23 protein-coding genes are annotated in these 26,907 nt (G+C 63.8%); 11 read left to right on the top strand and 12 right to left on the bottom strand.

Annotated elements, in window-relative coordinates; translation table 11 throughout:
- Nucleotides 1–93 precede the first annotated feature (93 nt).
- The 9 genes from AC07R0_RS05120 to AC07R0_RS05160 all read right to left on the bottom strand — a co-directional run bounded on the left by AC07R0_RS05120 (nucleotide 94) and on the right by AC07R0_RS05160 (nucleotide 10,910).
- Complete coding sequence (locus tag AC07R0_RS05120) at nucleotides 94–1,698, bottom strand: methyl-accepting chemotaxis protein (protein WP_495104044.1); 1,605 nt, start codon at nucleotides 1,696–1,698, stop codon at nucleotides 94–96.
- Between the two features lie 25 nt (nucleotides 1,699–1,723).
- A complete protein-coding gene (gene phnD, locus AC07R0_RS05125; protein WP_495104045.1) occupies nucleotides 1,724–2,722 on the bottom strand; it encodes a phosphate/phosphite/phosphonate ABC transporter substrate-binding protein in 999 nt (332 codons plus the stop codon).
- A gap of 25 nt (nucleotides 2,723–2,747) precedes the next feature.
- Nucleotides 2,748–3,794, bottom strand: coding sequence for an ABC transporter ATP-binding protein (locus AC07R0_RS05130; RefSeq protein WP_495104046.1), 1,047 nt, complete (start codon nucleotides 3,792–3,794; stop codon nucleotides 2,748–2,750).
- Between the two features lie 56 nt (nucleotides 3,795–3,850).
- Entirely contained in the window at nucleotides 3,851–6,055 is a 2,205-nt protein-coding gene (locus AC07R0_RS05135) for an ABC transporter permease (RefSeq protein ID WP_495104047.1), read from the bottom strand.
- An 80-nt stretch (nucleotides 6,056–6,135) separates the two neighbouring features.
- Complete coding sequence (locus tag AC07R0_RS05140) at nucleotides 6,136–7,158, bottom strand: ABC transporter substrate-binding protein (protein WP_495104048.1); 1,023 nt, start codon at nucleotides 7,156–7,158, stop codon at nucleotides 6,136–6,138.
- Between the two features lie 82 nt (nucleotides 7,159–7,240).
- On the bottom strand, nucleotides 7,241–8,305 hold the full coding sequence (locus AC07R0_RS05145; RefSeq protein WP_495104049.1) for an ABC transporter ATP-binding protein: 1,065 nt from the start codon (nucleotides 8,303–8,305) through the stop codon (nucleotides 7,241–7,243).
- The gene (locus tag AC07R0_RS05150) at nucleotides 8,298–9,335 is read right to left on the bottom strand and encodes a sensor histidine kinase (protein WP_495104050.1); all 1,038 of its coding nucleotides are present in this window, start codon (nucleotides 9,333–9,335) and stop codon (nucleotides 8,298–8,300) included. The genes AC07R0_RS05145 and AC07R0_RS05150 overlap by 8 nt, the downstream gene beginning before the upstream one ends.
- Complete coding sequence (locus AC07R0_RS05155) at nucleotides 9,332–10,018, bottom strand: response regulator transcription factor (RefSeq protein WP_310376146.1); 687 nt, start codon at nucleotides 10,016–10,018, stop codon at nucleotides 9,332–9,334. The genes AC07R0_RS05150 and AC07R0_RS05155 overlap by 4 nt, the downstream gene beginning before the upstream one ends.
- Before the next feature lie 190 nt (nucleotides 10,019–10,208).
- Nucleotides 10,209–10,910 (bottom strand): GntR family transcriptional regulator, encoded by a 702-nt coding sequence (locus AC07R0_RS05160; protein WP_495104051.1) that lies wholly within the window; start codon nucleotides 10,908–10,910, stop codon nucleotides 10,209–10,211.
- 91 nt (nucleotides 10,911–11,001) lie between these two features.
- Here AC07R0_RS05160 and AC07R0_RS05165 point away from each other — a divergent pair, with 91 nt between their 5' ends.
- The 3 genes from AC07R0_RS05165 to AC07R0_RS05175 are packed head-to-tail and all read left to right on the top strand — an operon-like array spanning nucleotide 11,002 to nucleotide 13,579.
- Nucleotides 11,002–12,171 (top strand): LLM class flavin-dependent oxidoreductase, encoded by a 1,170-nt coding sequence (locus tag AC07R0_RS05165; RefSeq protein ID WP_495075999.1) that lies wholly within the window; start codon nucleotides 11,002–11,004, stop codon nucleotides 12,169–12,171.
- A complete protein-coding gene (locus tag AC07R0_RS05170; RefSeq protein WP_495104052.1) occupies nucleotides 12,171–13,073 on the top strand; it encodes an aldo/keto reductase in 903 nt (300 codons plus the stop codon). Before AC07R0_RS05165 ends, AC07R0_RS05170 begins: the two co-directional genes overlap by 1 nt.
- Nucleotides 13,070–13,579, top strand: coding sequence for a flavin reductase family protein (locus tag AC07R0_RS05175; protein ID WP_495075997.1), 510 nt, complete (start codon nucleotides 13,070–13,072; stop codon nucleotides 13,577–13,579). Before AC07R0_RS05170 ends, AC07R0_RS05175 begins: the two co-directional genes overlap by 4 nt.
- Here the strand turns inward: AC07R0_RS05175 and AC07R0_RS05180 are convergent.
- The gene (locus AC07R0_RS05180; protein WP_495075996.1) at nucleotides 13,576–14,706 is read right to left on the bottom strand and encodes a Gfo/Idh/MocA family protein; all 1,131 of its coding nucleotides are present in this window, start codon (nucleotides 14,704–14,706) and stop codon (nucleotides 13,576–13,578) included. The two genes, AC07R0_RS05175 and AC07R0_RS05180, sit on opposite strands and share 4 nt — an antisense overlap.
- A 141-nt stretch (nucleotides 14,707–14,847) precedes the next feature.
- Here AC07R0_RS05180 and pgeF point away from each other — a divergent pair, with 141 nt between their 5' ends.
- The 6 genes from pgeF (at nucleotide 14,848) to AC07R0_RS05210 (ending at nucleotide 23,381) form a co-directional block, all read left to right on the top strand.
- Complete coding sequence (gene pgeF / locus AC07R0_RS05185) at nucleotides 14,848–15,645, top strand: peptidoglycan editing factor PgeF (RefSeq protein WP_495075995.1); 798 nt, start codon at nucleotides 14,848–14,850, stop codon at nucleotides 15,643–15,645.
- Between the two features lie 306 nt (nucleotides 15,646–15,951).
- The gene (gene phaC, locus AC07R0_RS05190; protein WP_495104053.1) at nucleotides 15,952–17,670 is read left to right on the top strand and encodes a class I poly(R)-hydroxyalkanoic acid synthase; all 1,719 of its coding nucleotides are present in this window, start codon (nucleotides 15,952–15,954) and stop codon (nucleotides 17,668–17,670) included.
- 80 nt (nucleotides 17,671–17,750) lie between these two features.
- Nucleotides 17,751–18,929 (top strand): acetyl-CoA C-acetyltransferase, encoded by a 1,179-nt coding sequence (locus AC07R0_RS05195; protein ID WP_495075993.1) that lies wholly within the window; start codon nucleotides 17,751–17,753, stop codon nucleotides 18,927–18,929.
- Between the two features lie 180 nt (nucleotides 18,930–19,109).
- The gene (gene phbB / locus AC07R0_RS05200; RefSeq protein ID WP_495075992.1) at nucleotides 19,110–19,847 is read left to right on the top strand and encodes an acetoacetyl-CoA reductase; all 738 of its coding nucleotides are present in this window, start codon (nucleotides 19,110–19,112) and stop codon (nucleotides 19,845–19,847) included.
- A 129-nt stretch (nucleotides 19,848–19,976) separates the two neighbouring features.
- Nucleotides 19,977–22,178 (top strand): patatin-like phospholipase family protein, encoded by a 2,202-nt coding sequence (locus AC07R0_RS05205; RefSeq protein WP_495104054.1) that lies wholly within the window; start codon nucleotides 19,977–19,979, stop codon nucleotides 22,176–22,178.
- A 174-nt stretch (nucleotides 22,179–22,352) separates the two neighbouring features.
- Nucleotides 22,353–23,381: a LacI family DNA-binding transcriptional regulator gene (locus AC07R0_RS05210; RefSeq protein ID WP_495104055.1), complete on the top strand. Its 1,029-nt coding sequence runs from the start codon at nucleotides 22,353–22,355 to the stop codon at nucleotides 23,379–23,381.
- A gap of 9 nt (nucleotides 23,382–23,390) precedes the next feature.
- Here the strand turns inward: AC07R0_RS05210 and map are convergent, their stop codons facing one another.
- The gene (gene map / locus AC07R0_RS05215) at nucleotides 23,391–24,185 is read right to left on the bottom strand and encodes a type I methionyl aminopeptidase (protein WP_495104056.1); all 795 of its coding nucleotides are present in this window, start codon (nucleotides 24,183–24,185) and stop codon (nucleotides 23,391–23,393) included.
- A complete protein-coding gene (locus AC07R0_RS05220) occupies nucleotides 24,182–24,406 on the bottom strand; it encodes a ParD-like family protein (RefSeq protein WP_495075988.1) in 225 nt (74 codons plus the stop codon). The genes map and AC07R0_RS05220 overlap by 4 nt, the downstream gene beginning before the upstream one ends.
- 326 nt (nucleotides 24,407–24,732) lie before the next feature.
- On the opposite strand from AC07R0_RS05220, the gene AC07R0_RS05225 reads away from it, so the two are divergent.
- Together AC07R0_RS05225 and AC07R0_RS05230 are read left to right on the top strand one after the other, a co-directional pair.
- A complete protein-coding gene (locus AC07R0_RS05225) occupies nucleotides 24,733–25,953 on the top strand; it encodes an ABC transporter substrate-binding protein (protein ID WP_495104057.1) in 1,221 nt (406 codons plus the stop codon).
- Nucleotides 25,954–25,960: 7 nt separating this feature from the next.
- On the top strand, nucleotides 25,961–26,899 hold the full coding sequence (locus AC07R0_RS05230; RefSeq protein ID WP_495104058.1) for a carbohydrate ABC transporter permease: 939 nt from the start codon (nucleotides 25,961–25,963) through the stop codon (nucleotides 26,897–26,899).
- The last annotated feature ends 8 nt before the right edge of the window (nucleotides 26,900–26,907 follow it).

Genomic DNA, 26,907 nt, shown 5'->3' on the forward strand with positions numbered 1-26,907 from the left:
TTGCCAGAGCGCGACGTATAAGAAAAATGGCTCTAGCGCAGATATTAGCTGCGCTGGCAGCTATTAATTAAATAGCATTTGCGATTGCGCGCTTCAACCCGGTGCCGCCAGACGAGCCAGTACAGGGCGGTGGGCATGGGACTCGCCGCCAAGATGAAACTGGCCCACCATGCGTGTCAGCTGGCGGGCCTGCTCTTGCAGGGACTCGGCCGCCGCTGCGGACTGTTCCACCAGCGCGGCGTTTTGCTGCGTCATCTGGTCCAGCTGAGCCACCGCGCCATTGACGAGTTCAATCCCCGCGGATTGCGCGCTGGACGAGGCTGAAATTTCGCCAATCATGTGAGAGACGCGCTGCACGGAATCAACGATGTCCTGCATGGCGTGACCCGCGTCGCCCACCAGAGTGGTGCCCGTTTGCACCTTCTCCACCGAAGCGGCAATGAGCCCCTTGATCTCTTTGGCTGCTTCCGCCGCGCGTCCCGCAAGATTGCGTACCTCGCTGGCGACCACGGCAAATCCCCGCCCTTGTTCGCCAGCGCGGGCCGCCTCCACAGCCGCATTGAGCGCCAGGATATTCGTTTGAAACGCTATGCCGTCAATCACGCTGGTGATGTCGGATATCTTGCGGGAGCTGGCTTGGATGTCGTCCATGGTGGAGACCACACGCAGCACCGCCGACCCGCCCCGAGCAGCCAGCGTAGCCGCGGAGCTTGCCAACTGATTGGCGCTGTGGGCAGCGTCCACGCTCAGGCGTACCGTGTCGGTCAGCTCGGCCATGGACGCGGCGGCATGCTGCAGGTTGCTGGAGGTCTGCTCGGTCCGGATGCTTAAATCCTGGGTGCCGATGGCCACCTCCGAACTTGCGTTTTGAATGGAGTCTGCGGAGTGCGAGATTTCACTCACCAGCGACTTCATGCGGTCTTGCATCAAACGAATGGCCTCCAGCAAGCGCCCCGTTTCGTCTGCGCTGCTGACATCGATGGAGGATGTCAGATCGCATTGGGCAATCCGCTCGGCTACCACTACTGCACGTTGGATAGGCGCTGTCACGCTGAGCGTGATGCGCCAAGAAATCACGCCGCCCAGAGCCAGCGACACCACTACCAGGGCCAGCATGGTGATCAGCGTATGGCGTTGATGGGTTTTTGCCAGACTGGATGCGTCCAGAGAGAGTTGGTCCTGCAAATCCACCAGCAGGGCCACCTTTTGGCGCCACAGCGTTTCTTCTTGCTGCACCGTGCTGGTCAGGGTGGTGACTGCCGCCGTGCTGTCGCCGCTGCTGCCTTGGCTCACGGCCTGGTCGATCAAGGGGAGTGCTTGCTGGCTGATCTGCACAACTTCTTGCAGGGCGGCTTTTTCCTCGTCTGTGGCCATGGCGGCGACCAGGTGTGACTGCGTCTGCTCATAACGCGACTTGGCCTCGGCGACTTGTTTGACTTCGGAGTCGATCTGCTGCATGTCGGTGAACAAGGTGACATTGCGCACGTGCAAGGCTAGGGCGTTGATGTTGTCCATCAAGTCCCGGGCCAGCCGGATCTTGTTGGCGTTCACTTCGGTGATGCGGTCCAGCTGCTGGGCCATGCTCTGCATGCCCAGGCCGCTGACCACCGCGACCGTCAGTAAAAGTGCCAGAACGGCCGCAAAGCCAAGCCCCAGGCGGCGCGCAATCGAGGAATAAGAGGTGTGTGCAGAGGACATCGCGGTGTTTCCTGGTTGGCAGAGCCTAGGGGTTGATCTGTTTGAGGCGGAGTTCCAGGTGGGAGCCGCGTTCAATGGCCGCGTTGATGCGCTGTTGGCGCTCACCGTTGGACTGTGTCTTGTCGTTTTCAATGGCCTGGCGGGTCTTGAACATTTCCAGGTCCGCGATCGGTACCAGTTGCCGGTTGCTGGAGAGCCTGAATCTGGACAAACCATTGACGGCCAGCAGGATCTGCTTCTCCGCAGGGTTGGCGCCAAAGCCGATCACGAATTTCTGGATGGCTTTTTTCAAGTCCGGCGGCAGATGGCTTTTCCAGAGCAGGGGCGACTGCGGTATGAGCGGGGATTCCCAGACAAGCTTCAGCTTGCGCGCCAAGGCTGGAAAGTCGCGTTGGAAAAAGGCCAGCTCCTCGTTGTTGGCCGTGGCTACATCGACCTCCCCTTGGGCCACTTTCTTCAGGTTTTGCTGGTGGCTGCCGACTTCCACGGAGCGGAAGATCGCCTTGGGGTTGTTGATTCCGCTTTTATGGAACGCGAAGTACAGCGGCACCAGATAGCCGGAGGTGCTTTTGGCATCGCCGTCACCGAAGCGCAGGTTTTTGGCCTGCTGCAGCACCTGTTCCAGCGTCTGCACGGGGCTATCGCGTTGCGCCACCAAGATGGACTTGTAGCCAACGCTTTCGTCTTGCGTGACCATTTGGGCAAATATTTCGCCCACACCACTTTCCACGATCTCCAGCGCCGGGAAATTGCCCATCCAGGCAATGTCGATTTCGCCGGCAATGAAGGCCTGGACGATATCGCTCTGGCTTTCGTAAATCTTGAGCTGTATCGCTTGCTGGACAGCCAGGCCCAGTCGCTTCACGAACGGCTCCCAATGCGTTCGCGTTTCGTCCGAGGCCCTGGGCGATATCAGACCAAACACCAGGCCCGTAGAGGGCTTGGACTGCGCCGGTATCGGCAACAGCAGTGCAGAGAAACAGGCGGCCAAAGCCGCGATGGTGCGCCGGCGTGGATAAAGCATGTTCAGCCGATGTGTGCTGGCGCCGTCAGGCGGGTACGACCGAGATGCCGCGGGCGGGCAGGCTCAGGGACACGGCATCGCCCAACTTCCAGTCCGACACGATGTCCGACGAAACCACAAAGATAGGGCCCAGGCCGGTGTCCACCGTCAGCTCGTAGATGCTGCCCAGATAGGCTTTCTTGGCGATCACGCCTGCCAGCCCGCCGTCGCTGGGCAGTCCAACCGTCCAGGCTTCAGGCCGTATGGCGGCTTTGATGGGCCCCGGCTTCACCGGGTGGAGCGCATTCAGGCGCAACGCGCCTACTTGCACGCTGCCATCTGCAAACGCCTGGCCTGGGAACAGCATGGCTTCGCCCATGAAGCCGGCCACGAATTCGCTGCAGGGGCGTTCGTATAGGTCCGAAGGCGTACCCGCCTGCGCCACCAGGCCCTGGTCCATGACGATGATCTGGTCGCTGACCGCCAGGGCCTCGCTCTGGTCGTGCGTCACATAGGCCACGGTCAGGCCCAGGCGCTGCTGCAGTCCGCGGATTTCTTCCCGCATGGAGCGCCGCAGCCGTGCATCCAGATTGGACAAGGGCTCGTCAAACAGCAGCACCGAGGGCTCGAGCACCAGGGCCCGGGCTACCGCCACCCGTTGCTGTTGCCCACCCGACAGCTCGCTGGGCAGGCGGTCGTCGTAGCCATTGAGCCCCACGGCGGACATGGCTGCGTGGGCACGCTCCAGAATTTCGGCGGGTTTGATGCCGCTGACGCTCAGGCCGTAGCCCACGTTCTCCAGCACGCTCATGTGGGGGAACAGCGCATAGCTCTGGAACACCATGCTGACATTGCGCTCGGCCGGGCCGAGGTGGGTTACATCGCGGCCATCGATGAAGATCTGGCCGGAGCTGGGCGTTTCCAGGCCGGCGATCATGCGCAGCGTGGTGGTTTTGCCGCAGCCGGAGGGGCCCAGTATCGTGGTCAACGTGCCCTTGGGTACCGTGAAGCTGATGCCTTTGACGACCAGTGGCGAGCGCTCGCCGCCATAGCGTTTGCCTACGTTCTTGAATTCAATGCCTGCTTGGGTCATGGGTAAATTTCCTGGATTCGGATGTGTCAATGGGATGGGAGGGCGGTGCCGATGGACTACTTGTTGGCGCCGACGGTGCGGCGGCCGAGCTTGCGTTCACCGACAAAAAACTGGATCAAGGCCGTGACCAGGGACATCAGCAGAATCAGCACCGTGCAGTAGGCCAGCGCGACCCCGTAGTCGCCATTGCCAACCCGGCCGATGATGTAGGTGGTGGCCAGTTCGTACTCGGCCGTCACCAGGAAGATCACCGCCGACACGGTGGTCATGGAGCGCACAAAGCTGTAGACCAGCGCGGCCACCAGGGCCGGCTTCAGCAGCGGCAGCACCACCCTGCGCAGGGTCGTCATGCTGCTGGCGCGCAGCATCACCGAGGCTTCGTCCAGCGACTTGTCCAGCTGCTTGAAGGACGCGGTGCCAGCCCGCACACCCACCGGCAGGTTGCGGAACACAAAGCACAGTACGATCACCAGGCCGGTGCCGGTGAGCTCGACCGGCGGCACGTTGAAGGCCAGGATGTAGCTGACGCCCAGCACCGTGCCGGGGATCGCAAAGGTCAGCAGTGCAGAGAACTCAAACAATCCCTTGCCCCGGAACTCGGTGCGGGCCAGCAGCCAGGCAATCAGCAAGCCAATGCTGGCGCAGATCGGCGCCGCGATGGCCGCCAGCGTGATGGTGGTGAACAGCGAACTCCAGGCCGTGCCGGCCCAGACCAGGCCATGTTCGCCCATCTGCACATCGAATGCGGTCTTGAAATGCATCAGGGTCAGGCTGTAGTCGCGCCCCCAGATCTTGACGAAGCCGCCCGCAAAGGCGAACAGATACACCACCACCGTGAAGGCCAGCCAGGGGCCGGCCACCCAGGTGCAGACGCGGCGCACCAGGGTGGGCAACTCCATGGGCACGCCCGCATCGCCCTTGCCAGACACCGTGGTGAAGCTGGTGCTGCCCAGAATGCGCCGCTGGACGAAGAACACGGTCAATGCAAACACCGTCAGCACCAGTGCCAGTGCGGCTGCCATGCCCTGGTCCAATGAGGCGCCGACGATGGCAAAGAAGATGTCGGTGGACAGCACCGCATAGTCGCCGCCCAGCAGGATGGGGTTGCCGAAGTCGGCAATGCTTTCAATGAAGCCCACCAGAAAGGCATTCGCCAGGCCCGGCGCCAGCAGCGGCAGGGTCACGGTGGTGAAGGTCTTCATGCGGCTGGCCCGCAGTGTTTGCGCGGCTTCTTCCAGCGACGGGCTGATGCCTTGCACCACGCCGCGCATGATCATGTAGGCAATCGGGGTGAAGGCGAACAACTGGGCCAGCCACACGCCAAACACACCGTAGAACCAGCGCGAAGGCACAACGCCCATCGACCATTCCAGCAACTGGTTGACGATGCCCGCACGGCCAAACAGCAGTATCAGACCCAGGCCGACCACAAAGGGAGGCGTGATGATGGGCAGCATGGCCAGAGCGCCTAGCGGTTTCTGGATGCGCTTGTCGGTGCCGCGCTCGGAGATCAGCGCAATCATGGTGCCCAGCGCCGTAGTGCCGGCTGCCGTCAGCAAAGCCAGATACAAGGTGTTCCAGGCCACGCCGCAATGGCTGCTGCTGTGCAGGCAGGCCAGGCCCCATACACGTTCGGTGCCGATGCGGTCCCATACGGCCGCCAAGGCAAAGTTGCCCTCTTCGGTATAAAAGGCCGCGGCCAGCGACTTGGCTACAGGAAACACCACGAACAAGCACAACAGTGCGGTGCAGCCCACCACCGTGGCAGCTACAAACACATCGCCACGGAAATAGCCCAGGCGTGCAATGCCCGAGCCCAGCAACATCACCAGGCAGACCAAGACCAGGAACGCGCCCCAGCCCATACCAAACTGCCCTTGCGGCAAGCTGCCCAGCGCACCATTCAGCCACTCAAACGACCAGCCCACGGCACCGATGGTGAAGCCGCTGATGCCCAGCCCCAGCAGGCCGACCAGGGCACCGGCAATCAGTACGCCACCCTGGCGCCGGCTTGCGGGCAGCACGGCGCCGATGCCGGCGATCAGCAGGCCGACAAAGCCGGTCCAGAGCCAGGCGCGGCCATGGATGGCGGCCTGCGTCACACCGTTGGCGCTGACCTGTTCGGAGAAGAGCCCGGGCAGGGCCGAGAGCAGTGATCCGCTTTGCAAGAAGTACCACGGCAAGACTAGGTAGGCGGCAAGGCCTATGAGCACCCAGGCGTATATCGCACGCTGGGTTCGTTCTGTAAATTGGACTGGCATAGAGGGAGATCTGTGGAGATGGATGGGCTGCGCTACAGGGCGGTATCGGCGGCCCCCGGGTGGGGCTCGCCGATACGGGCTTACTTGGCCTGGTTGAAGACCTTGCGCTCCCAGTTCAGGATCAACTGGCGCCGCACTGCCGCCTGGCCGTACTTGGCGTAGTCGTAGTCAATCAGCTTGATCTTCTTGAAATCGGGGATGCGCGGGTCGGGTGGCGTGCTCTTGTTGGACGGCAGCTGGAACTGCTTGGAAGCCACGCCGAATTGCTGCGCGCCCGGCGTCAAGGCCCACTCGTAGAGCTTCTTGGCGTTGTCCAGATTGCGCGCGCCCTTGATCAAGGACATGGAGCCGATCTCGGCCCCCGTGCCGTCCGCTGGTGTGATGGCCTCGACCGGGAAGCCCTGGGCCTTTTCGCCAGGGGCATCGTGCACAAAGCTGATGGATACGGCGGCTTCGCCACGTGCAACAGCCTTGATCGGCCCTACGCCGGAGCGCGGATAGGTGCTGACGTTCTTGTGCAGCGCCGCCAGGTATTCAAAAGCCTTGTCTTCACCCATGAGTTGCACCAGGGTGGCAATCATGGTGTAGGCCGTGCCACTGGCGCGCGGGTCGGACACCTGGATTTCACCCTTGTACTCGGGCTTCAGCAGATCGGCCCATACCTTGGGGATGGGCAGTTTTTTCTTGGCCAGCAGCTCGGTGTTGTAGGCAAAGCCCAAGGGGCCGGAGTACACACCCACGGTCTTGTAGCCGGCCTGCTCAGCCTGCTTTTGCGCCCAGGTATGGAGCTGGGGCAGGGAGGCGGATTTGTATTCCAGGGTGAGGTTCTGCTCTGCGGCCAACAAATGCGGGTCGCCGGTGCCGCCAAACCACAGATCGGTTTTCGGGTTGGCACGTTCTGCCGTGATCTGGGCCAGAGCCTCACCCGAGCCCTTGAGCGTCATATTGACTTTGATACCGCTGGTTTTGCCGAAGGTGATCTGGATCAGATTGCACCAGTCTGCCTGGGCCGAGCAAATGACATTGACTTCACCGCCATCGGCAAAGGCTGGCATGCCCAAGGCCAGCAGCAAGGGTGCAATCAAGAACTTGTTTTTTTTCATGTGGATCTCCTGGTATGTGGACCTCCTGGGTCCGATTGAAAACATTGAAATAGCCAAGACGGCGGGGCCCATGGCCCCCACGTCAGGGATCGTTGGTGGCATCCTGGCCCGAGGGTATGACCACACTGACGCCTTGGGTGTCCAGACGCACGCTGACGGGCGAGTCCACCTGGCGCGGCTGTACCTCGCCCTGCACCAGCACCAGCAACGTGCCCAAGGCGGTGAGTACCTGGTATTCGGTATTGCGGCCCAGAAAGGCACGCGACAGCACCCTGCCGGCCAGGCCGGTGCCGCTGGCGGGCTCCAGCCGCCAGGCGTGTGGCCGCACGACCAGGCGCACCTTGCCTTGGCGCCGCGTCAGGCCCGAGCCCACGCGCAACGGGCCCAGATGCACCGTGCCGATGGCGTCGGCCTCGGCATCGAACAGCACGGCATCGCCCATGAAGCCCGCCACGAATTCGCAGTGCGGTGTCTCGTACACCTGCTGTGGCGTGCCTATCTGCATGATCTGGCCGTCGCGCATGACGACCACCGTATCGCTGACCGCCATGGCTTCGTTGTGGTCGTGGGTGACGTAGACCACCGTCAGCCCCAGGCGCTGCTGCAGCGCTCGGATGTCCTCGCGGATGTGGCGCCGCAAGCCCGCATCCAGGTTGGACAGCGGCTCATCCAGCAATAGCACCTGGGGGCGCAGGGCCAGGGCTCGGGCCAAGGCCACGCGTTGTTGCTGGCCGCCGGACAGCATGCTGGTGTTGCTACCAGCAATGGCTTGCAAACCGACCGCCTCCAGCGCCTCCATGGCATGGTGGTCGCATTCCTGCGTGGGCAGGTTTTGCATGCGCAGCCCATAGCCCACGTTGTCCAGCACATTCAGGTGGGGGAACAAGGCGTAGCTTTGAAACACCATGCTGATCGGGCGCTGTGCCGAGTCCAGTTCGGTCACGTCTACATCGCCTATGTGTATCCGGCCTGTGGTGGGCCGCTCCAGCCCCGCCACCATGCGCAGCAAGGTGGTTTTGCCGCAGCCGGATGGGCCGAGCAATGTGGTCAGCTGGCGCGGAGGGATGCGCAGCTGCACATTGTTCAGTGCCCGCACGCCGTTCGGAAACACCTTGTCCACCGCCTGGAACTGCACCGCGCTAGCCATGCGACAGCTCCTGCGGCCAGCGCACCACGGCGTCCACCCCCACGATGCGGTCGCCTTGCACGCGGTTGAACAAGTCCACCGTGGCATCCATGGACACCGCGATCTGGCGGCAGATCGACAAGCCCAAACCCACGCCGGTGGCGCCGGACGAGGATTGGAAGGGCTCGAACAGGCGGGATTGCACAGCCTCGTCCATGCCGCCACCGTTGTCCCACACCAGCAGCTCGGTGCCGCTGGGCAGCACGCGTATCACCAGCCCCAGTGCACCGCCCTTGGGGGTGTGGTGGATGGCATTCGACAGCAGGTTGCGCACCATTTCGCCCAGTAACCAGGGGTCGGTCAGCAGGCGCACGGGAATCGCCTGCAGCGCGAAGTCCAGCTTCTTGCGGGCCAGCAGCGGGGCAAATTCCAGCACCACGTCGCGGGCCACGGCCATCAGGTCGACTTCGGTCCAGTGGGCGCGGCGCACCAGTTGCTCCACCTTGGCCATGGCCAGCAGCTGGCGTACCAATGCGCTGGACCGGTCCACGGTAGCCAGCATTTTGGGCAGGGTCTCGCGGGTTTCCAGTTGTCCGGACATCACGCCCTGCAGCTGGGTACGCAGTACCGCAAACGGCGTGCGCAGCTGGTGCGAGGCATCGGCCAGAAATTTCTTTTGCTGGTCCAGCGAGGCTTGCTGCTGTTGCATCAGCCCATTGACGGCGGCGGCCAGCTGTTCCAGCTCCATGGGCTGCGTGCCGGACACCTGGCGCAGGTCATCGGCGCGGCGATGGGCCAGGTCTTGCCCTAGCAGCACAGCCGGTCGGAAGGCCTGGTCAACCACCCACCACAGCGCGGCGGCAAACAAGCCGGTTTTCAACGCCCACCATTCCCCGGCAGACAGCCCCAGCGGCCATAGGCTGCTGGCAGCATCCAGGGCCAGCAGCAGGCCGACTGCCCAGACAAATACAAACCAGCGGATGGAGCGGCCTACCAGCCAGGGCCGCCAGGCTGCCAGGCGCCGCCAGAAAGCGGGTGGGCCGGCATTCATGGCGCGTCCTGCTTGTCGGCAAGCGCGTCGTCCATCAGGTAGTAGCCCACGCCGCGCAAGGTGACCAGGCTGGCGCCCGAGCCCTGGATGCGCTTGCGCAGGCGGTGCACCAGCACCTCGATCGCGTCCGAGCCGGCCTGGCCTTCGTCGCCGAACACGGTCTGGTGCAGGTCTTCCTTGGCCACGGCCTGGCCGGGGTGCAGCATCAAGGCCTTGAGCAGGGCTAGCTCGCGCCCCGGCATCTCCAGCGGCAGCGCGCCGCGGAAGACCCGGCCTTTGTCCAGGTCCAGGCGCAAGGCACCGCAGCGGAAATCCTCCACACCCAGGCTGCGGCGCACCAGGGCCTTGAGCCGGGCCACCAGCTCTTCCACGTCGAAGGGTTTGCTCAGGTAGTCGTCGGCACCCGAGTTCAGGCCCAGCACCCGGTCTTCCACCGCGGTGCGGGCGGTCATCACCAGCACCGGCAGGCGCGAGCCTTCGTCGCGCAGGCGCTGCAGCACCTCCAGGCCATCCAGGCCGGGCAAGGTCAAATCCAGCAGGGCCGCATCAAACTGCCGCTGCCGCAGCATCACCAAGGCCTCCAGGCCATCGGCACAGCAAACGACTTGAAAGCCGCGCGCCACCAACATGCGGCTGAGGGCATCCACCAGGTTCAAGTCGTCTTCCACCAACAAAATATTCATGGGTGGATGATGCCTGCCAGCACCTAGGCTTTGTTACAGAGAAAACGCCGACACTTGGTGATAGCTAGCTGAAAGCTTGGCGGGCGCTGCCTCCGGTCGATGGCCGTCCCCTGCGATGAAAATTTAAGCCAAATAGGCCTCTAGCGCAGGTAATACCTGCACAGGCAGCTATTGATTCGGTAGCAAGATATCAGGGCCAGCGTGCGCAGTAACGTGCCCGCTGCGGGTGTACCCAGGTGCGCGACACCTCTTCCACTACCTGGCTGTTCGACCAGGCTTGGCGTTCAATGTAAGTGCAGGGCGCGCCGGCTTCCAGGCCCAGGGCGGCGGGGGCCCAGGCGGGCAGGGCGTCCACCGAGAGTTGGTCTTGCACCCGGGCGATCCAGAAGCCGAGTTGCTCTTTGTAGAACTGGTACAGCGCGTCGCTCAATGCGGGGCTGAGTGCGTGGCGCTGGTCTATCCAGATTTCTTCCAGCGCCACCGGCGTGCCGTTCAGCGCGCGCAGGCGGCGTATGCGCCAGCCGTTGTGCCAGGCCGGTTGCTCGCGTGCGATGAGCGCCGTGGGCAGCGGGGCCGCGTCCACAGCCAGTATCTGCGCCGTGGGCAGGCCGCCGCCTTGCAGTAGTTCCAGCCGGAAGAATTCATAGATGTTCTTCACCCGGCCGGCCCGTGCCCGCACATAGGTGCCCGAGCCTTGGCGCCGCTCCAGCATGCCGCGCTGCTCCAGCTCGGCCACGGCCTTGCGCAGCGTGCCCACCGCCACGCCCAGCGATGCGGCCAGCACCGGCTCGGTGGGGATGCGCTCGCCCGCGCGCCAGTGGCCGGCCAGGATTTCGCGGCCCAGCATCTCGCTGACCTGCAGATAGCGCGGCAGCGGCTGGGACGTAGGCAAAAGGGTTTCCGGGCTGCTGGTGCTCACGTGGAAAAGGCTAAAGTCATATACTATTCATTCATTATGCAGTCCATTTGATGAAGCGCAATACATGGAGGTTCGTATGGCGGTAGTGCCGGTGAAAAGTGAGGCTGTGGACGCAGCCGAGGTATCGTGGTTCGCGCCACTGTGTTCGGACGACTATCGCTACCTGGGCGTACCCGATGGCAGTCTGCGCAGCAGCTGGGAACACACCCGCGACATCCTGCTGACGGCGGACCGCCTGGGCTACCGCAACATCCTCTGCCCCTCGTCCTACCAGGTGGGGCAGGACACGCTGACCTTTGCCTCGGCTGTGGCGCCGATGACGCGCAACATCAACCTGCTGGCCGCCATACGCTGCGGCGAGCTGCACCCGGCCATGCTGGCGCGTACCGTGGCCACGCTGGACCACATGCTCCAGGGCCGGCTGACGCTGAATGTGATCTCCTCCAACTTCCCCGGAGAGGATGCCAGCAACGAGTACCGCTACCAGCGCTCGTGGGAGGTGGTCGAGATTTTGAAGCAGGCCTGGACGCAGGACGAGATCAACTATGAGGGCCAGATCTACCAGCTCAAAGGCCTGTCCTGCGACCCGGTGCGGCCGTACCAGCAAAACGGCGGCCCGCTGCTGTATTTCGGTGGCTATAGCCCGCTGGCGGTGGAGCTGTGCGCCGCGCATTGCGACGTGTACCTGATGTGGCCCGAGCCCGAGGAAATGCTGGCTCAGCGCATGCGTGCCGTGCACGAGCGCGCCCAGCACTACGGCCGCGTGATTGACTACGGCCTGCGCGTGCACATGGTGGTGCGCGACACCGAGCAGGAGGCGCGCGAATACGCGCAAGAGCTGGTGTCCCGCCTGGACGATGAAAAAGGCGCCGAGATCCGCGCCCGCGCGCTGGACGCGAAGAGCTTTGGCGTGTCGCTGCAGGCGCAGAATCGCGAAAAATCCGATGCCGAGGGTTTTGTCGAGCCGCAGCTGTGGACCGGCATTGGCCGGGCCCGCTCCGGCTGCGGCGCGGCGGTGGTCGGCAGTGTGGACCAGGTTCTCAGTAAACTAGAGCGTTACCGCAAGATGGGTATCCGGGCGTTTATTTTCTCGGGCTACCCGCACCAGGACGAATGCGAAATCTTCGGCCAGAAGGTCTTGCCCCACCTGAAAACGCTTTCGCTGCCGCAACACTACGGGCGCATTCCACCATCCACACCGAACACGCCCCTGGGGCTCGGAGAACGTCGTTAATGCAACGCATTGCCTTGGGGGCTTCGGGCCTCGAACTTAGCCGCTTGGTCTATGGCGTATGGCGCCTGGCCGACAGCGCCGATACCTCGGTGCAGGCCACCTTGCGCAAGGTCCACGCCTGCCTGGACCAGGGCATTACCAGCTTTGACCACGCTGACATCTATGGCGACTACCAGTGTGAAGCCCTGTTTGGCGCCGCGCTGAAGACCGCGCCCGAGCTGAAAGTCCGGCTGCAGACCGTGACCAAGTGCGGCATCATGCTGACATCCGCCAAGTACCCGCAGCGCCGGGTGAAGCACTACGACACATCGGCCGCACACATCCGCGCTTCGGTTGAAGCGTCCTTGGGCCACATTGGCGTGGACGTGATCGACCTGCTGTTGCTGCACCGCCCCGACCCCTTCATGGACGCGGCTGAAACCGGCGCCTGCCTGGACCAGCTGGTGCAGTCCGGCAAGGTGCGCGCGGTGGGCGTGTCCAACTTCCAGCCCTGGGACTGCGAGCTGCTGCAGTCGGCCATGCAGACCCCGCTGGCCACAAACCAGATCGAACTCAGCCTGTTGGCACAAAGCCCGTTCACCAACGGCCAGTTGGCCTACCACCAGCAAAGGCAGCAGCCGGTCATGGCCTGGTCGCCGCTGGCGGGTGGTGCCCTGTTTGGTGACGGTGCAGCCGCCCAGCGCGTGCGCCCGCTGCTGCAAAGCCTGGCCAGCCAGTACGGCGTAGGCCTGGACGCGGTGGCCGTGGCCTGGCTGCTGGCCCACCCGGCGCGCATCGTGCCGGTGCTGGGCACCAACGACCTGGGCCGTGTGCAGGCCCTGGGTGATGCGTTCAAGGTCCACATGGACCGCGAGACTTGGTACCAGCTGTACAGCCTGGCCGCCGGTGTGGAGGTGCCATGAAGGCCGCGACCGACCGCGCATTGCGCGATGCATTTGGCTGCTTTGCCACCGGTGTGACCCTGGTCACCACCCACTGGAACGGGCAGGACTGGGGCATGACCTGCAGCTCGTTCAACGCGGTATCGCTGGACCCGGCCCTGGTGCTGTGGAATATCCGGCACAACGCCGCCAGCCACGAGGCTTTTGTGCGCAGCAGCGGCTACACCGTCAGCGTGCTGGGCAGCGAGCACCAGGAATTGGCCCAGGCCTTTGCGCGTGGTACCCAGGCCGAGCGTTTTGCGGCGGGTGAATTTGTGCGGCTGGACAGCCAGCGCCTGAAGCTGGTGCCGGCCCTGGCCTGGTTCGACTGCAAGCTGTACCAGACGGTGCAGGCCGGTGACCACGACATCTTGCTGGGTCAGATCGAGCACTACGGCTCGCGGCCCGGCAAGGGCCTGGTGTTTGAGCGTGGCCAGTTCGCGGTGGACACGCTGGAGACCGGCGCGGCCTCCACCTCGCCTTTTTAATCCAGAGCGCTGATGGCGTAAGGCCCGCTGCGCAGGTCTATGGCCTGCCCGGTGCGCGCCGATTCCTGCGCGGCCAGGCCCATCACCACGGCCTTCAGGCCGTCAGTCAGGCCGACTTCCACCGGGCCTTGGCCGCGTACCGCGCGGTAGAACTTCTCGTGCTGGTAGAAGGTCGATCCGTTGTGGTCGCCGGCCTCCAGCAGGCGCGGGTCGATGGGGATGTCCAGCTCCTGCGGGCCAGGCGTATGGCGCGGGCTGATGACCACCTTGGGCGTGGGCGCTGGGCCTAGCGCGGCGGGCCAGAAGCGTGTGGGGCCGGGCACAAAGCATTCGAGCTTGCCGTCGCGGCCGACCACGCACAGCTCCTCCTGGTAGCGCGAGCCCTCGGCGAACATGCACAGCTCCAGCAGGCCACGCTGGCCGTTGGCAAAGTCCACCGTCACAAAGGCGTTGTCCAGGATGTCGGGCACGCCGTCGGCATACACCTCATCCAGGTGGTTGTGCGCCTGCGAGGCCGAGGCATAGATGCGCACCGGCTCGCTGCGGGTCAGCAGGCGCATCAGGTCGAAGAAATGGCAGCACTTTTCTACCAGCGTGCCGCCGGTGTTCTTGTTGAAGCGGTTCCAGTCGCCCACCTTTTCCAGAAACGGGAAGCGGTGCTCGCGCAGACTGAACAGGGTCACCGGGCCGGTATGCGTTTGCGCATGGGTGTGGGCCAGCGTGGTGGCGATGGGCGGCATGTAGCGGTATTCCATGGCCACCCAGATCGGCGCGGGGTAGCTCTGGCGCAGGGCGTGCAGCGCGGCCACATCGGCCAGGTTGGTACAAACGGGCTTTTCCACCAGCAAGGGTAGGGGGCGGCGCGCGGCAATTGTCTGCAGCTGGCCGGCATGGGTGAAGTTGGGGCTGGTGATGACCAGGCAGTCCAGATCGTCCGACGCCAGCAGGGCGTCCAGCGAATCCACCTGCCGGGCCTGCGGTACCAGGGCGGCGCTGCGCGCGCGCATTGTGGCGTCGGGCTCAAAAATGACGGTCACTACGGCGTTGGGCAGAAGCTGGATATTGCGCAGATGCTCCTGGCCCATCATGCCGCAGCCCAGGAATCCATAGCGTAAAGGTGTGTGCATAAAAGTGAGAATAAAGTGCCTCTGGCGTACATAATACCTGCGCTGGCAGCTATTGAAAAAATAGCAATGCAGGGTGCGAAAACTGGATTGAGGGCGGCTGCAATGTATGCTTGCCAGCAACTTAGTTCACAGCACACGATCTTGAAACTTGAGACCCTTCCCAGCGACTGGCTGCGGCCCGACTGGCCCGCCCCCCGTTCCGTGCACGCGGTGTTCACCAGCCGCGCGGGCGGCGTGTCGGCCGCGCCTTTCGACGCCATGAACCTGGGCGACCACGTGGGCGATGTGTTGGCCGACGTGCAGCGCAACCGGGCCTTGTTGGGTGAGTGGCTACAGGCCGAACCCACGTTCTTGCAGCAGGTGCATGGCCGGGCCGTGGTGCGGCTTCCTGCGAAGGAGCCAGCGCCCATCGTGGCCGACGCTAGCGTGAGCAACCAGCCCGGCCAGGCCTGTACGGTAATGGTGGCCGACTGCCTGCCGGTGCTGTTCACCGACACCCAGGGCCGGGCGGTGGCCGCAGCCCATGCGGGTTGGCGCGGTTTGCTGGGCCAGGACGGGCAGGGCGTGCTGGAGGCGGCTTATGAAGAAATACATGCTCTGGCGCAGGCAGCATCTGCGTCAGGAGCTACAGAAATAATAGCGTGGCTGGGCCCGTGCATTGGCCCGCAGAAGTTTGAAGTGGGACCCGAGGTACCGGCCGCCTTCATGGCCCACCAGCCCGAGGCGGCCGCCTGCTTTGTGCCCCATGGGCCGGGTAAATGGCTGGCAGATCTGCCTGGACTGGCGCGTTTGCGGTTGCAGGCACTGGGTGTGCGCGGCATATATGGCAACGACGGCAGCCCGGCGTGGTGCACTGTTAGCAATTCGTTACGATTTTTCTCCTACCGGCGTAGTCCTATTTGTGGACGAATGGCTGCCAGTATCTGGCTCGGCGATTGACGTCTGCGCAGAGGCTGCCGCCTGCTGCGCAGCCAGCTCCGACGCGGCTTGCGCCTTGATGGCGCGGCGCCTGGCCGGAGCCCCCATTAGGTAAACCACCAAGGCGACCGGCACCGCTCCATAGAGTACAAACGTGAACACGGCACCGAGTACAGTGCCATTAGTATTGGTGGCCTCTGCCACTGCCATCATGAGGGCCACGTAAAGCCAGCCAATCGGAACGATGTACATAAAGATAGTGCTCTGTAGAGGGCGAGTTTTAGCCAATTGTTATTGATCCAATAACAAGCTTTGTGAGGAAGCACTATGCATTCTGAACCGGACTGGGCGCAAGCCGCCCGGCAATTCCAGCAATCCCTGGGCGACGGCTGGACGCGTGCCTGGGCCGATGCGATCAAGCCACTGCAAGGTCTGGACATGGGCCAGGTCAACGGCGCCGCTACCCCCCCCAAGATCGCGTTTTCCCCCGACAAGCTGCAAGAGTTGCAGCAGCAGTATCTACAAGATGCCGCTGCCCTGTGGAACCAGAGCCTGGACGCGGCCTCCATCCGCAAGGACAGGCGTTTTGCCTCCGAGGCCTGGACCGAAAACCCCTTCACCACCTATTCCGCCGCTGCCTATTTGCTGACCAGCCGCACCCTGATGGGTCTGGCCGACGCGGTGGACACCGACGAGAAAACCCGTGCCCGCATCCGTTTCGCGGTCGAGCAGTGGATGGCCGCGTCGGCGCCCAGCAACTTCCTGGCGCTGAATGCCGAAGCCCAGAAGCGCGCGCTGGAAACCCAGGGCGAAAGCATCGCCAAGGGCCTGAAGAACCTGGTGCACGACATGCAGCAGGGCCATGTGTCCATGACCGACGAGAGCCTGTTCGAAGTCGGCAAGAACGTGGCCACCACCGAAGGCGCGGTGGTGTTCGAGAACGAGCTGTTCCAACTGATCGAATACAAGCCGCTGACGGCCAAGGTCTACGAGCGCCCGTTCCTGCTGGTGCCGCCCTGCATCAACAAGTACTACATCCTGGACCTGCAGCCCGAGAACTCGCTGATCCGCTACGCGGTAGAGCAGGGCCACCGCACCTTTGTGGTCAGCTGGCGCAACCCGGATGCGTCCCTGGGCCACAAGACCTGGGACGATTACATCGAAGAAGCTGCTATCAAAGCCATAGCGGTAACCCAAGAAATCACGGGCGCCAAGCAGATCAATGCCCTGGGCTTTTGTGTGGGTGGCACGATTCTCAGCACGGCGCTGGCGGTGCTGGCCGCGCGCGGTGAAAAGCCGGTGGCCAGCCTGACCCTGCTGACCACGCTGCTGGACTTTGCCGACACCGGCATCATCGACATCTTCGTGGACGAGGCCATGGTCAAGTACCGCGAATTGCAACTGGGCAAGGGCGGACTGTTGCCGGGCGGCGACCTGTCCAGCACCTTCAGCTTTCTGCGGCCGAACGACCTGGTGTGGAACTACGTGGTGGGCAACTACCTCAAGGGTGAAACCCCGCCGCCGTTCGACCTGCTGTACTGGAACAGCGACTCCACCAACCTGCCCGGCCCGTTCTATTGCTGGTATCTGCGCAACACCTATCTTGAAAACAAGCTGGTGAAGCCGGGCAAGGCCGTGGTCTGCGGCCAGAAGATCGACCTGGGCAAGCTGGATATGCCGGCCTACATCTACGGCTCGCGTGAAGACCATATCGTGCCGATTGGCGGGGCTTATGCATCCACCCAGGTACTGCCGGGCAAGAAGCGCTTCGTGATGGGGGCTTCCGGCCACATCGCCGGCGTGATCAATCCACCGGCCAAGAAAAAGCGCAGCTACTGGACCAGCGAGTCCAGCCAGTTCCCGGCTAAGCCGGCGGACTGGATCGCCGGTGCCACCGAGCAGCCAGGCAGTTGGTGGACCGACTGGTCGGTCTGGCTCAAGGGCCACGCCGGTAAGCAGGTGGCGGCACCCCCCGCCTATGGCAAAGGCGGGTACAAGGCCACCGAGCCAGCGCCAGGCCGCTACGTGAAAACCCGCGCCTCGTAGTTTTGCGTATGCGGAACTGCCATAAGCAACCTCTACACTGACATTCACCCCGTAACAGATCAATAAACTAGGAGCTCAAAATGGAAGACATCGTCATCGTTTCCGCCGCACGTACGGCTGTTGGCAAGTTTGGCGGCAGCCTTGCCAAAATCCCTGCGACCGAACTGGGCGCGCACGTCATCAAGGAAGTGCTGGCGCGCAGCGGCCTGAGCGCCGAGCAGGTCGGCGAAGTCATCATGGGCCAGGTGCTGGCCGCAGGTGCGGGCCAGAACCCGGCCCGCCAGTCCGTCATCAAGGGCGGCTTCAACCAGGGCACGCCTGGCCTGACCATCAACGCCGTGTGCGGCTCCGGCCTGAAGGCCGTGATGCTGGCGGCCCAGGCCGTGGCCTATGGTGATAGCGAGATCGTGATCGCCGGCGGCCAGGAAAACATGAGCGCATCGCCCCACGTGCTGCTGGGCAGCCGCGACGGCCAGCGCATGGGTGACTGGAAGATGACCGACACCATGATCGTCGACGGCCTGTGGGACGTGTACAACCAGTACCACATGGGCATCACCGCCGAAAACGTGGCCAAGAAATACGGCATCAGCCGCGAGATGCAGGATGCCCTGGCCCTGGCCAGCCAGCAAAAGGCTGCCGCCGCCCAGGAAGCTGGCAAGTTCAAGGATGAAATCACCCCTTTCACCATTCCGCAAAAGAAGGGTGACCCCATCGTCTTCGCCAACGATGAATTCATCAACAAGAAGACCAACGCCGAAGCCCTGGCCGGCTTGCGCCCCGCCTTCGACAAGGCCGGTGGCGTGACCGCAGGCAATGCCTCGGGCATCAACGACGGCGCTGCTGCCGTGATGGTGATGACGGCCAAGAAGGCCGCCGCCCTGGGCCTGAAGCCCCTGGGCCGTATCGCCAGCTTCGCCACCAGCGGCCTGGACCCCGCCTACATGGGCATGGGCCCTGTGCCCGCATCGCAAAAAGCCCTGGCCCGCGCTGGCTGGAAAGCGCAGGATCTGGACCTGCTGGAAATCAACGAAGCCTTCGCGGCCCAGGCCTGCGCGGTAAACAACGAAATGGGCTGGGACACCAGCAAGGTCAACGTGAATGGCGGCGCAATTGCCATCGGCCACCCCATCGGCGCGTCCGGCTGCCGCATTCTGGTGACCCTGCTGCACGAGATGGCCCGCCGCGATGCGAAGAAGGGCATTGCATCGCTGTGCATTGGTGGTGGCATGGGAGTTGCACTCACCATCGAACGCTAATTACTAGCGTATTTTTTAACAAGCAAACTATTCACCTCTCGGCATCAGCAAGAACGAAACGATCCCAAAGCATCCGTGGAACTGGCTTTGCCAGGCCACTGGATGCGCCCCCTGCAAGGGGGTTGGCGAAAAGCGCTTGCGCTGTAGCTTGGGGGTGTACCCATAATTCAGGAGATAAAAATGAGTCAAAAAGTAGCGTACGTCACCGGCGGCATGGGTGGCATCGGGACCGCCATCTGCCAACGTCTGCACACCGAGGGCTTCAAGGTCATCGCCGGTTGCGGCCCTACGCGCGACCACGCCAAATGGCTGGCTGAGCAGGCTGCACTGGGCTTCACCTTCTACGCGTCGGTGGGCAATGTAGGTTCGTGGGATTCCACGGTCGAAGCCTTCACCAAGACCAAGGCCGAGCACGGCACTATCGACGTGCTGGTGAACAACGCCGGCATCACCAAGGACCGTATGTTCCTGAAGATGTCGCGTGAAGACTGGGATTCGGTGATCGAAACCAACCTGAACAGCATGTTCAACGTCACCAAACAAGTGGTGGCCGACATGGTGGAAAAGGGCTGGGGCCGCATCATCAACATCTCTTCGGTGAACGGCGAAAAAGGCCAGGCCGGTCAGACCAACTATTCGGCTGCCAAGGCCGGCATGCATGGTTTCTCCATGGCGCTGGCGCAAGAGCTGGCCACCAAGGGCGTGACGGTCAACACCGTCAGCCCTGGCTACATCGGCACCGACATGGTCAACGCCATCCGTGAAGACGTGCTGGCCAAGATCGTGGCTACCGTGCCGGTCAAGCGTCTGGGCAAGCCGGCAGAAATCGCCTCCATCATCGCCTGGCTGGCATCGGAAGAAGGTGGCTACGCTACCGGCGCCGACTTCTCGGTCAATGGCGGCCTGCACATGGGTTAATGGGCTAATACCCGGGTGCTCCAGAAAAGCCCGCTTCGGCGGGCTTTTTTGCGCCCTCATGCCGGGTGCTGGCGGTTGACAATGCCCGGCATGCAGATACCCGCTCTACGCCCGCCCTTACTTTTCTCCGTGTTTCTAGCCATGGCCTTGGCGGCTGTCGCATGCAGCAGCCTGGCCCAAAGCGCGGCCGATGCCGGCCCCGCGGCCGGCCCGGTCTTGGCCAAGCGTTTGCGTGTGGGCCTGGTGCTGGGCGGCGGCGGAGCCCGAGGTGCGGCGCATGTGGGCGTGCTGGAGGTGCTGAACGAGCTGCGGGTGCCGGTGGACTGCATAGCCGGCACCAGCATGGGTGCGCTGGTGGCCGGCGCCTTCGCTGCTGGCCTGCCGCCCGACGCGATGCGGCGCGCCCTGGCCAAGGCCGACTGGAACGACCTGTTCCAGGACGACACGGCCTACCCCGAAACCAATTACCGCAACAAGATGCTGGTGCAACGCTACCTGCCCGGTCTGGAGCTGGGCTTGGGGGCGTCTGGCGTGGTGGCTCCGCCGGGTGTTCTGGCGGGGCAGAAGATCAAGCTGTTCTTCAACCAACTGGTGCGCGCCGACCTGTCGGAGCGCCTGATCGAAAGCCTGCCGCTGCCGGTATCCATCATCGCCACCGACATTGGTACCGGCGAACGCGTGGTGCTGCGCGACGGCAGCCTGACCCAGGCCATGCGCGCCAGCATGTCGGTACCGGCCCTGATGGCGCCAGTGCTCTACCGCGACCGCAAGCTGGTGGACGGCGGTTTGGTGGACAACTTGCCGGTGCGCGAGGTGCGCGCCCTGTGCCACCCCGACGTGGTGATTGCCGTGAACGTGGGTTCACCCCTGCTGGCGCCGGAGCAGATTGGCTCGGCGCTGAGCGTGTCGGCTCAGATGATCAACATCCTGACCGAGCAGAACGTCAGCCAGTCCATGGCCGAACTCACACCGGCCGACATCTATATCCGCCCTGCGCTGGAAGGCATCACCGCTGGCGACTTCGACCGCAATGCCGATGCGGTGGAGCGTGGCTACCAGGCCGCTGCGGCTTTGACGGCCCAGCTGCAGACGCTGTCCATGCAGCCGGATGCCTACGCCGCCTGGGCCCAGGCCTTGGCCGGCGCGCAGCGTAAAACCGCCATCGTCGATGCCATCGACATCGTGGGCCCCAAGCTGACCGATCCGCAAATGGTGGCCCAGCACATCAGCCAGCGCACCGGCAGTTTGCTGGATGCGGATGCGCTGTACCGCGACCTGGAGCGGGTCTATGGCGACGGCTACTACCAGAGCGTGGACTACACCCTGCTGAGCGAGCGTGGCCGCAACATCCTGCGCGTGACCCCGGTGGAAAAGCCCTGGGGCCCAGACTATCTGCGCTTCGCCGTGGTGCTGGAGAGCGACCGCAAGAACGGCTCTGACTTCAGCCTGCGCGCCGCCTACCAGCGCACGGCGCTGAACCGGATGGGCGGGCAGCTGCTGGTGAATGGGCAGATTGGCAGCGAACCCGGCGTGGATGCCGAGTACTACCAGCCGCTGGACCCACGGCAGAACTGGTTCATCGAGCCCAGCGTGCACTACGCCTCGCGTTCGGCCCCGGCCTACCAGGACAACCGCAAGGTGGCGGAATACGACGTCAGCACCGTGCGTCTGGAGCTGGCCGGCGGCGTCAACCTGGGCAGCCTGGGGCAGATGCGCCTGGGCGTGTCCAACACTCTGGGGCGGGCGACATTGCAGACCGGTGTTGCCGTGCTCGCCGACCAGTCGCAGCAAGTGCAGGGCAGCTTTGCCAGCCTGGACCTGGACCAGCTGGACCGGCTGTACTTTCCCACCCACGGCTGGGCGCTGCACAGCCGCTACTTCACCTCTCCCGAGCGCCGTTACGACAAGCTGGACACCCAGCTGCAGGGCAGCTTTTCGCTGGGCAGCTATGTCTTTACCAGTCAGCTCGCCTACACCGGTTCGACCCGGGGTGCGCTGCCGGTGTTCGACGCGGCCTCACTGGGCGGCTTTCTCAAGCTATCGGGCTATGCGCGCGGCCAGTTGTTGGGCGACGATATGCGCTACGGGCGTGTCGGCTTGGAGCGCATTCTGGGCAGCCTGCCTCTGGGCCTGCGCGGCGATATGCGCGCCGGCCTGGCGCTGGAAGCCGCGCGCATGGGCACGCGTTACACCGAAACGCAGCGTACCGGCACGCTGGAGTCGGTCACGGTCTACCTGGGCGGCGAGACACCGCTGGGCCCGGTCTACATCGGCTACGGCCTGGCCAGCGGGCACAGCAGCAATGTGTATCTGTTCCTGGGTGTGCCCTGATGCTATTGATTTGAGAGCTGCTAGCGCAGGTACTATCTGCGCCGGCGGCCTTTTTTATCTGTAAGCTGGTATGGGAGCCGTGCTACAGTAAATCATGCCCTCCCTATCTGCTTTCGCCTTCCGCTTGCGCGCATTGCCGCAACTGGGGCCGCTGCACTCCACCTGAGCACCGCCATGGGTATCAAAAGCCTGGCCCAGGACCTGGGCCTGTCCATTGCCACGGTGTCGCGGGCGCTGAACAACCACCCCGAAGTCAGCGCCCAGACCCGCTTGCGCGTGCAAGTCGCCGCCCAGGCCCGCGCCTATGCGCCCAACCAGTCGGGCCGCAGCCTGCGCAAGGGTCGGCACAACACCATCGGCCTGATGTTGCCGCCCAAAAGCAGCCATGAAAACTACACCTGGTCATTGTTCCTGACCCTGGCCGAAGGCATACAGACCCGCATTGCCTCCGAAGACCTGGAGCTGGTGTTGTTCCAGAACCGTGACGACGCGGACGAGCTGGCGCGCCTCAAGCGCGTGGTCGAGCGGCGCCTGGTGGACGGCCTGGTGCTGGCCGGCACGCGCCGCAAGGACGAGCGCCTGGACTACATCGCTGCGCAAGGCTTCCCGTACGTGGCGCTGGGCCGCAGCAACTCGGGCGGTGAACATGCCTGGATGGACCTGGACTTTGAACTGGGCGTGGCCCAGGTGGTGGGCAGCCTGGTGGCGCGGGGCCACCAGCGCATTGCGCTGTGCACGCCGCAAGACGATGCCATGCAAGGCCATTTGATGCGCAAGGGCTACCGCAGCGCCATGCGCCGCCACGGCCTGGTGGTGGCCAACGGCCTGGTTGGCCGTGAAGAGCTTTCCGAACGCGGTGGCCACCGCGAAATACACCGCCTACTGGCCTTGCCCGAGCCGCCCACCGCCGTGATTCTGCAAAGCGACTGCATGGCCATCGGTGCCTACGGCGGCCTGCACGAGCGCGGCTTGCAGCCGGGCCGGGACATGGCGATTTTTGGCGGTGTGCTGACGGGTGAGCTAGCGCAGTATCTGTCGCCCCGGCTCAGCGGCTTCTCGGTAGACCTGCGCCCCTTGGGTGCGCGCCTAGCCGAGGCGCTGCTGGTGCGCATGGCGGCGGCCGATGCGGATACGCCGGCGGCCGGTTTCCAGCAGCTGTGGCCGCTGAACATCCTGCAGGGCGGCAGCGACGTTGCTGGCTAATACCGTGGCTTAGGCGATGGCAGGGTAGCTGCCGTAGCCTTCGGGCCAGGGCGTCAAGACTTCGAAGCCGGTTTCGGTCACCGCGACCATATGCTCCCACTGGGCGGACAGCGAGTGGTCTTTGGTGACCACCGTCCAGCCGTCGGGCAGCTCCTTGGTTTCGCGCCGCCCGGCGTTGACCATGGGCTCGATGGTGAAGATCATGCCGGCCTCCAGTTTCAGCCCTTCGCCACGCCGGCCGTAGTGCAGCACCTGGGGCGTGTCGTGGTAGATCTGGCCTATGCCATGGCCGCAGTATTCCCGCACCACGCTGAAGTTCTCGCGGTGGGCGACGGTCTGGATCGCATGGCCGACATCGCCCAAGGTGGCGCCGGGCTTGACCTGCAGAATGCCGGCGCGCATGGCCTCATAGGTGGTGTCCACCAGGCGCTTTGCCAGCGGGCTGGGTTCGCCTACAAAGTACATGCGGCTGCAGTCGCCAAACCAGCCGTCCTTGATGATGGCCACGTCGATATTGATGATGTCACCGCGTTTGAGCACCTTGGGCCCAGGGATGCCGTGGCAGATCACGTGGTTGATCGAGGTGCATAGCGTCTTGGGGTAGCCGTGGTAGCCGATGTTGGCGGGTATGGCCTCCAGCACATTCACGATGTATTCATGGCATAGCTTGTCCAGCGCGTCGGTGGTCACGCCGGCCTGCACGTGCTCGCCAATCATGCGCAGCACCTCGGCGGCCAGATGGCCAGCGCGGCGGGCGAGGGCAACTTCCGCTGGCGGGCGGATGGTGACGGTTTCGCCCTTCATGCCTGGGCCTTTCGGGGGAGCTCCATTACCTGCGCATCGGCGCGGATTTCGTCCTGGATCAGCAGCCGGCACAGCTCGCCGTATTTCAGCTCGGGGTTCAGTTCGCCCATCATGCCGATGCGCATCCAGTGTTCCGCCTGCGCGTTGATGGAACGGCCCAAGGCGGCGCTGGCAACCCGCAGGTTGTCGTGCATAGGTTCCGAGATTTTGACGAGGCCCACGTTGCTGTACTCCGATATATGAAACGACTATGTTACGTATATCTCGATAACCTGGCGTAGTGCTGGGGTTTGCTGCCGCGCTGCTTTGCGTGTCGTGCATGGCAGACCAAGGGTTTTCATGGGATTTCCCAGCTTGACGTACTTAGTTCGAGCATTGAATAATATGTTTCCGTAAACGTTTCCGGTGATGCAAGTCAAAGTATTGAAGGAAACAACGGGCGATAAGAACGACGTGGTGCAAGGACGCGGGCGCTGGGCGCCCAGCCGCTGTGCCACCGCAGGCCGGGCAACCCGCCTGGATGTGCCAACTACAAGGAGACAAAACCATGCATCGACGATTTGCCCTGCAATGGGCTACCGCGGCCATAGCCGCACTCAGCATCGGCATCAGCGCCGCCCAGGCCGAGACCCTGAAGATATGGAGCTTTGGCGAGCAGGACAACTACACCGAAGCCATGGTGAAGGAGTTCCAGGCCAAGAACCCGGACCTGACCATCGAGGTGCGCCGCGTCGCGTTCTCTGATGTGAACGACGAGGCCTTGCGCGCCATCCGCTCCGGCACCGGGCCGGACATCATGCCCATAGACAACCCGAACGTCGCCTTCTTCGCAGCCAAGAAGGCGCTGCTGGAGCTGGACGACATGGTCAAGCAGTCCAAGGTCATCAACGCCGACAAGATCTTCCCCGGCCCCCGGCTGAACTCCAGCTGGAAGGGCAAGCTGGTCGGCATACCGCGCGGCGCCAACACCATTGCGCTGTACATCAACGACGATATGTTCCGCGAAGCCGGCCTGGACCCCGACAAGCCACCGCGCACCTGGGCCGAGCTGCATGACGCTGCAGCCAAGCTGAACAACCCGGCCAAAAACATCTACGGCTTTGCCTTCTCGGCGCGCGGCAACGAGGAGGGCACCTTCCAGTTCCTGCCCTATATCCAGAGCACCGGCGCCGACTGGGACAAGCTGAACAGCCCCGGCGCCATCCGCGCGGTAGAGTTCTGGCAAAAGCTGCTGGACGAAAAGTTGGCCTCGCGCGACACGCTGAATCGCGGCCAGTCCGACTCCACCGCCACCTTTGTCAACGGCAACGCGGCGATGGTGGTGTCCGGTCCCTGGGAGATTCCGGGCATCGACAAGAACGCCAAGTTCAAGTGGCGCGTGGCCTTGCTGCCGGGCGAGAAGGCCGACAGCCCACGCACCTCCGCCCTGGGCGAGCAAAGCTATGTGATCCCCAAGACGGCGGCCAACCCCAAGGCGGCCTTCCGATTCCTGGAATACGTGATCTCGCAGCAGGGGCGCAACTGGAATGACTTCGGCATCCTGCCCGCCACCTCGGATGCGGTGTCCAAAGACCCGAAATGGCCGCAGGCCTACCAGGCTTTTGCCGAGCAGATGAAGTACGCCCGCCCGCGCGGCCCCAACCCCGAATGGCCGCAGATTTCCAAGGCGATTTCGGGCGCCATGCAACAGGTGTTGACCCACCAGTCCGATGCCAAGACCGCGATGGCGGCGGCCGCCGCCCAGGTGCAGCGTGTCAGCAAAAACTAAGAGCGTGATGGCCCTGCCATTCCTGCGGCCTGGCCGCGGGGATGGCGCCCTGCACCGGACCCCGCGCAGCTACGGCAGCTTCGAGCAATGGCTGCTGGTGCTGGGCCTAGCCTATCTGCTGGTGTTTGCCGGCATTCCACTGTTCTACAACCTGCTGATGTCTTTCCAGGAGGTGGATGCCATGGCGCCGGGTGCTTGGTGGTCGCGGCCCTGGGTGGGGCTGGACAACTACATAGACGTGCTGCAGCGCCCAGAGGCGCGCGGCGTGTGGCTGAACACGGGGCTGTTCATCGCGCTGTCGCTGTTGTTCCAGGTGGTGCTGGGCTTTGGCCTGGCCCTGCTGTTCCAGGAGGCGTTTCTGGGCGCCACGGTGATGCGCGGTCTGTTCCTGGCCGGCTGGATCATGCCCGGCCTGGTGGCCGGCGTGGTCTGGAAGCTGCTGTTCGCGGGCGACTACGGCGTGCTCAACCACGTGCTGCTGCAGCTGGGCCTGGTGCATGAATCCATTTACTGGCTATCGGACGCGCGCTATGCGCTGTACGCCATCATCATCGCCAATGTGTGGCTGGGCGTGCCCTTCAATATGCTGCTGCTGTCGGCCGGGCTGGCGCAGATTCCGCGCGACCTGTACGAGGCCGCCGAGCTGGACGGCGCGAATGCCTGGCAGCGTTTTACCTCCATCACCTTGCCGATGATGGCCTCCACACTGGGCGCGGTGATTGCGCTGGGTGTGATCATGACCATCCAGCAGTTTGACCTGGTGGCGGCCCTGACCCAGGGCGGCCCGGCGAATGCGTCGCAGCTGGCGCAGCACTGGTCGTGGCAGCTGTCGTTCCAGACCTTCGAGGTCGCATCGGGCAGTGCCATTGCTTCGCTGATGCTGGTTGTGGTGGTGGCCACGGCGGTGGTCTATGTACGCGCCACCCGCCGCGAGCGGCTGGTGTAAGAGGTGGC

The organism is Rhodoferax sp. GW821-FHT07F03 (genome assembly GCF_059418745.1).

What these genes read in the sequence shown, in the direction of transcription:
- AC07R0_RS05150 (WP_495104050.1), bottom strand. Translation starts at nt 9,335, where the DNA reads ATGAATGCCGGCCCACCCGCTTTCTGGCGGCGCCTGGCAGCCTGGCGG.
- AC07R0_RS05135 (WP_495104047.1), bottom strand. Translation starts at nt 6,055, where the DNA reads ATGCCAGTCCAATTTACAGAACGAACCCAGCGTGCGATATACGCCTGG.
- AC07R0_RS05225 (WP_495104057.1), top strand. Translation starts at nt 24,733, where the DNA reads ATGCATCGACGATTTGCCCTGCAATGGGCTACCGCGGCCATAGCCGCA.
- AC07R0_RS05195 (WP_495075993.1), top strand. Translation starts at nt 17,751, where the DNA reads ATGGAAGACATCGTCATCGTTTCCGCCGCACGTACGGCTGTTGGCAAG.
- AC07R0_RS05210 (WP_495104055.1), top strand. Translation starts at nt 22,353, where the DNA reads ATGGGTATCAAAAGCCTGGCCCAGGACCTGGGCCTGTCCATTGCCACG.
- AC07R0_RS05140 (WP_495104048.1), bottom strand. Translation starts at nt 7,158, where the DNA reads ATGAAAAAAAACAAGTTCTTGATTGCACCCTTGCTGCTGGCCTTGGGC.
- map (WP_495104056.1), bottom strand. Translation starts at nt 24,185, where the DNA reads ATGAAGGGCGAAACCGTCACCATCCGCCCGCCAGCGGAAGTTGCCCTC.
- phaC (WP_495104053.1), top strand. Translation starts at nt 15,952, where the DNA reads ATGCATTCTGAACCGGACTGGGCGCAAGCCGCCCGGCAATTCCAGCAA.
- AC07R0_RS05155 (WP_310376146.1), bottom strand. Translation starts at nt 10,018, where the DNA reads ATGAATATTTTGTTGGTGGAAGACGACTTGAACCTGGTGGATGCCCTC.
- AC07R0_RS05230 (WP_495104058.1), top strand. Translation starts at nt 25,961, where the DNA reads ATGGCCCTGCCATTCCTGCGGCCTGGCCGCGGGGATGGCGCCCTGCAC.
- AC07R0_RS05180 (WP_495075996.1), bottom strand. Translation starts at nt 14,706, where the DNA reads ATGCACACACCTTTACGCTATGGATTCCTGGGCTGCGGCATGATGGGC.
- AC07R0_RS05175 (WP_495075997.1), top strand. Translation starts at nt 13,070, where the DNA reads ATGAAGGCCGCGACCGACCGCGCATTGCGCGATGCATTTGGCTGCTTT.
- AC07R0_RS05145 (WP_495104049.1), bottom strand. Translation starts at nt 8,305, where the DNA reads ATGGCTAGCGCGGTGCAGTTCCAGGCGGTGGACAAGGTGTTTCCGAAC.
- AC07R0_RS05130 (WP_495104046.1), bottom strand. Translation starts at nt 3,794, where the DNA reads ATGACCCAAGCAGGCATTGAATTCAAGAACGTAGGCAAACGCTATGGC.
- AC07R0_RS05165 (WP_495075999.1), top strand. Translation starts at nt 11,002, where the DNA reads ATGGAGGTTCGTATGGCGGTAGTGCCGGTGAAAAGTGAGGCTGTGGAC.
- AC07R0_RS05120 (WP_495104044.1), bottom strand. Translation starts at nt 1,698, where the DNA reads ATGTCCTCTGCACACACCTCTTATTCCTCGATTGCGCGCCGCCTGGGG.
- phnD (WP_495104045.1), bottom strand. Translation starts at nt 2,722, where the DNA reads ATGCTTTATCCACGCCGGCGCACCATCGCGGCTTTGGCCGCCTGTTTC.
- phbB (WP_495075992.1), top strand. Translation starts at nt 19,110, where the DNA reads ATGAGTCAAAAAGTAGCGTACGTCACCGGCGGCATGGGTGGCATCGGG.
- AC07R0_RS05170 (WP_495104052.1), top strand. Translation starts at nt 12,171, where the DNA reads ATGCAACGCATTGCCTTGGGGGCTTCGGGCCTCGAACTTAGCCGCTTG.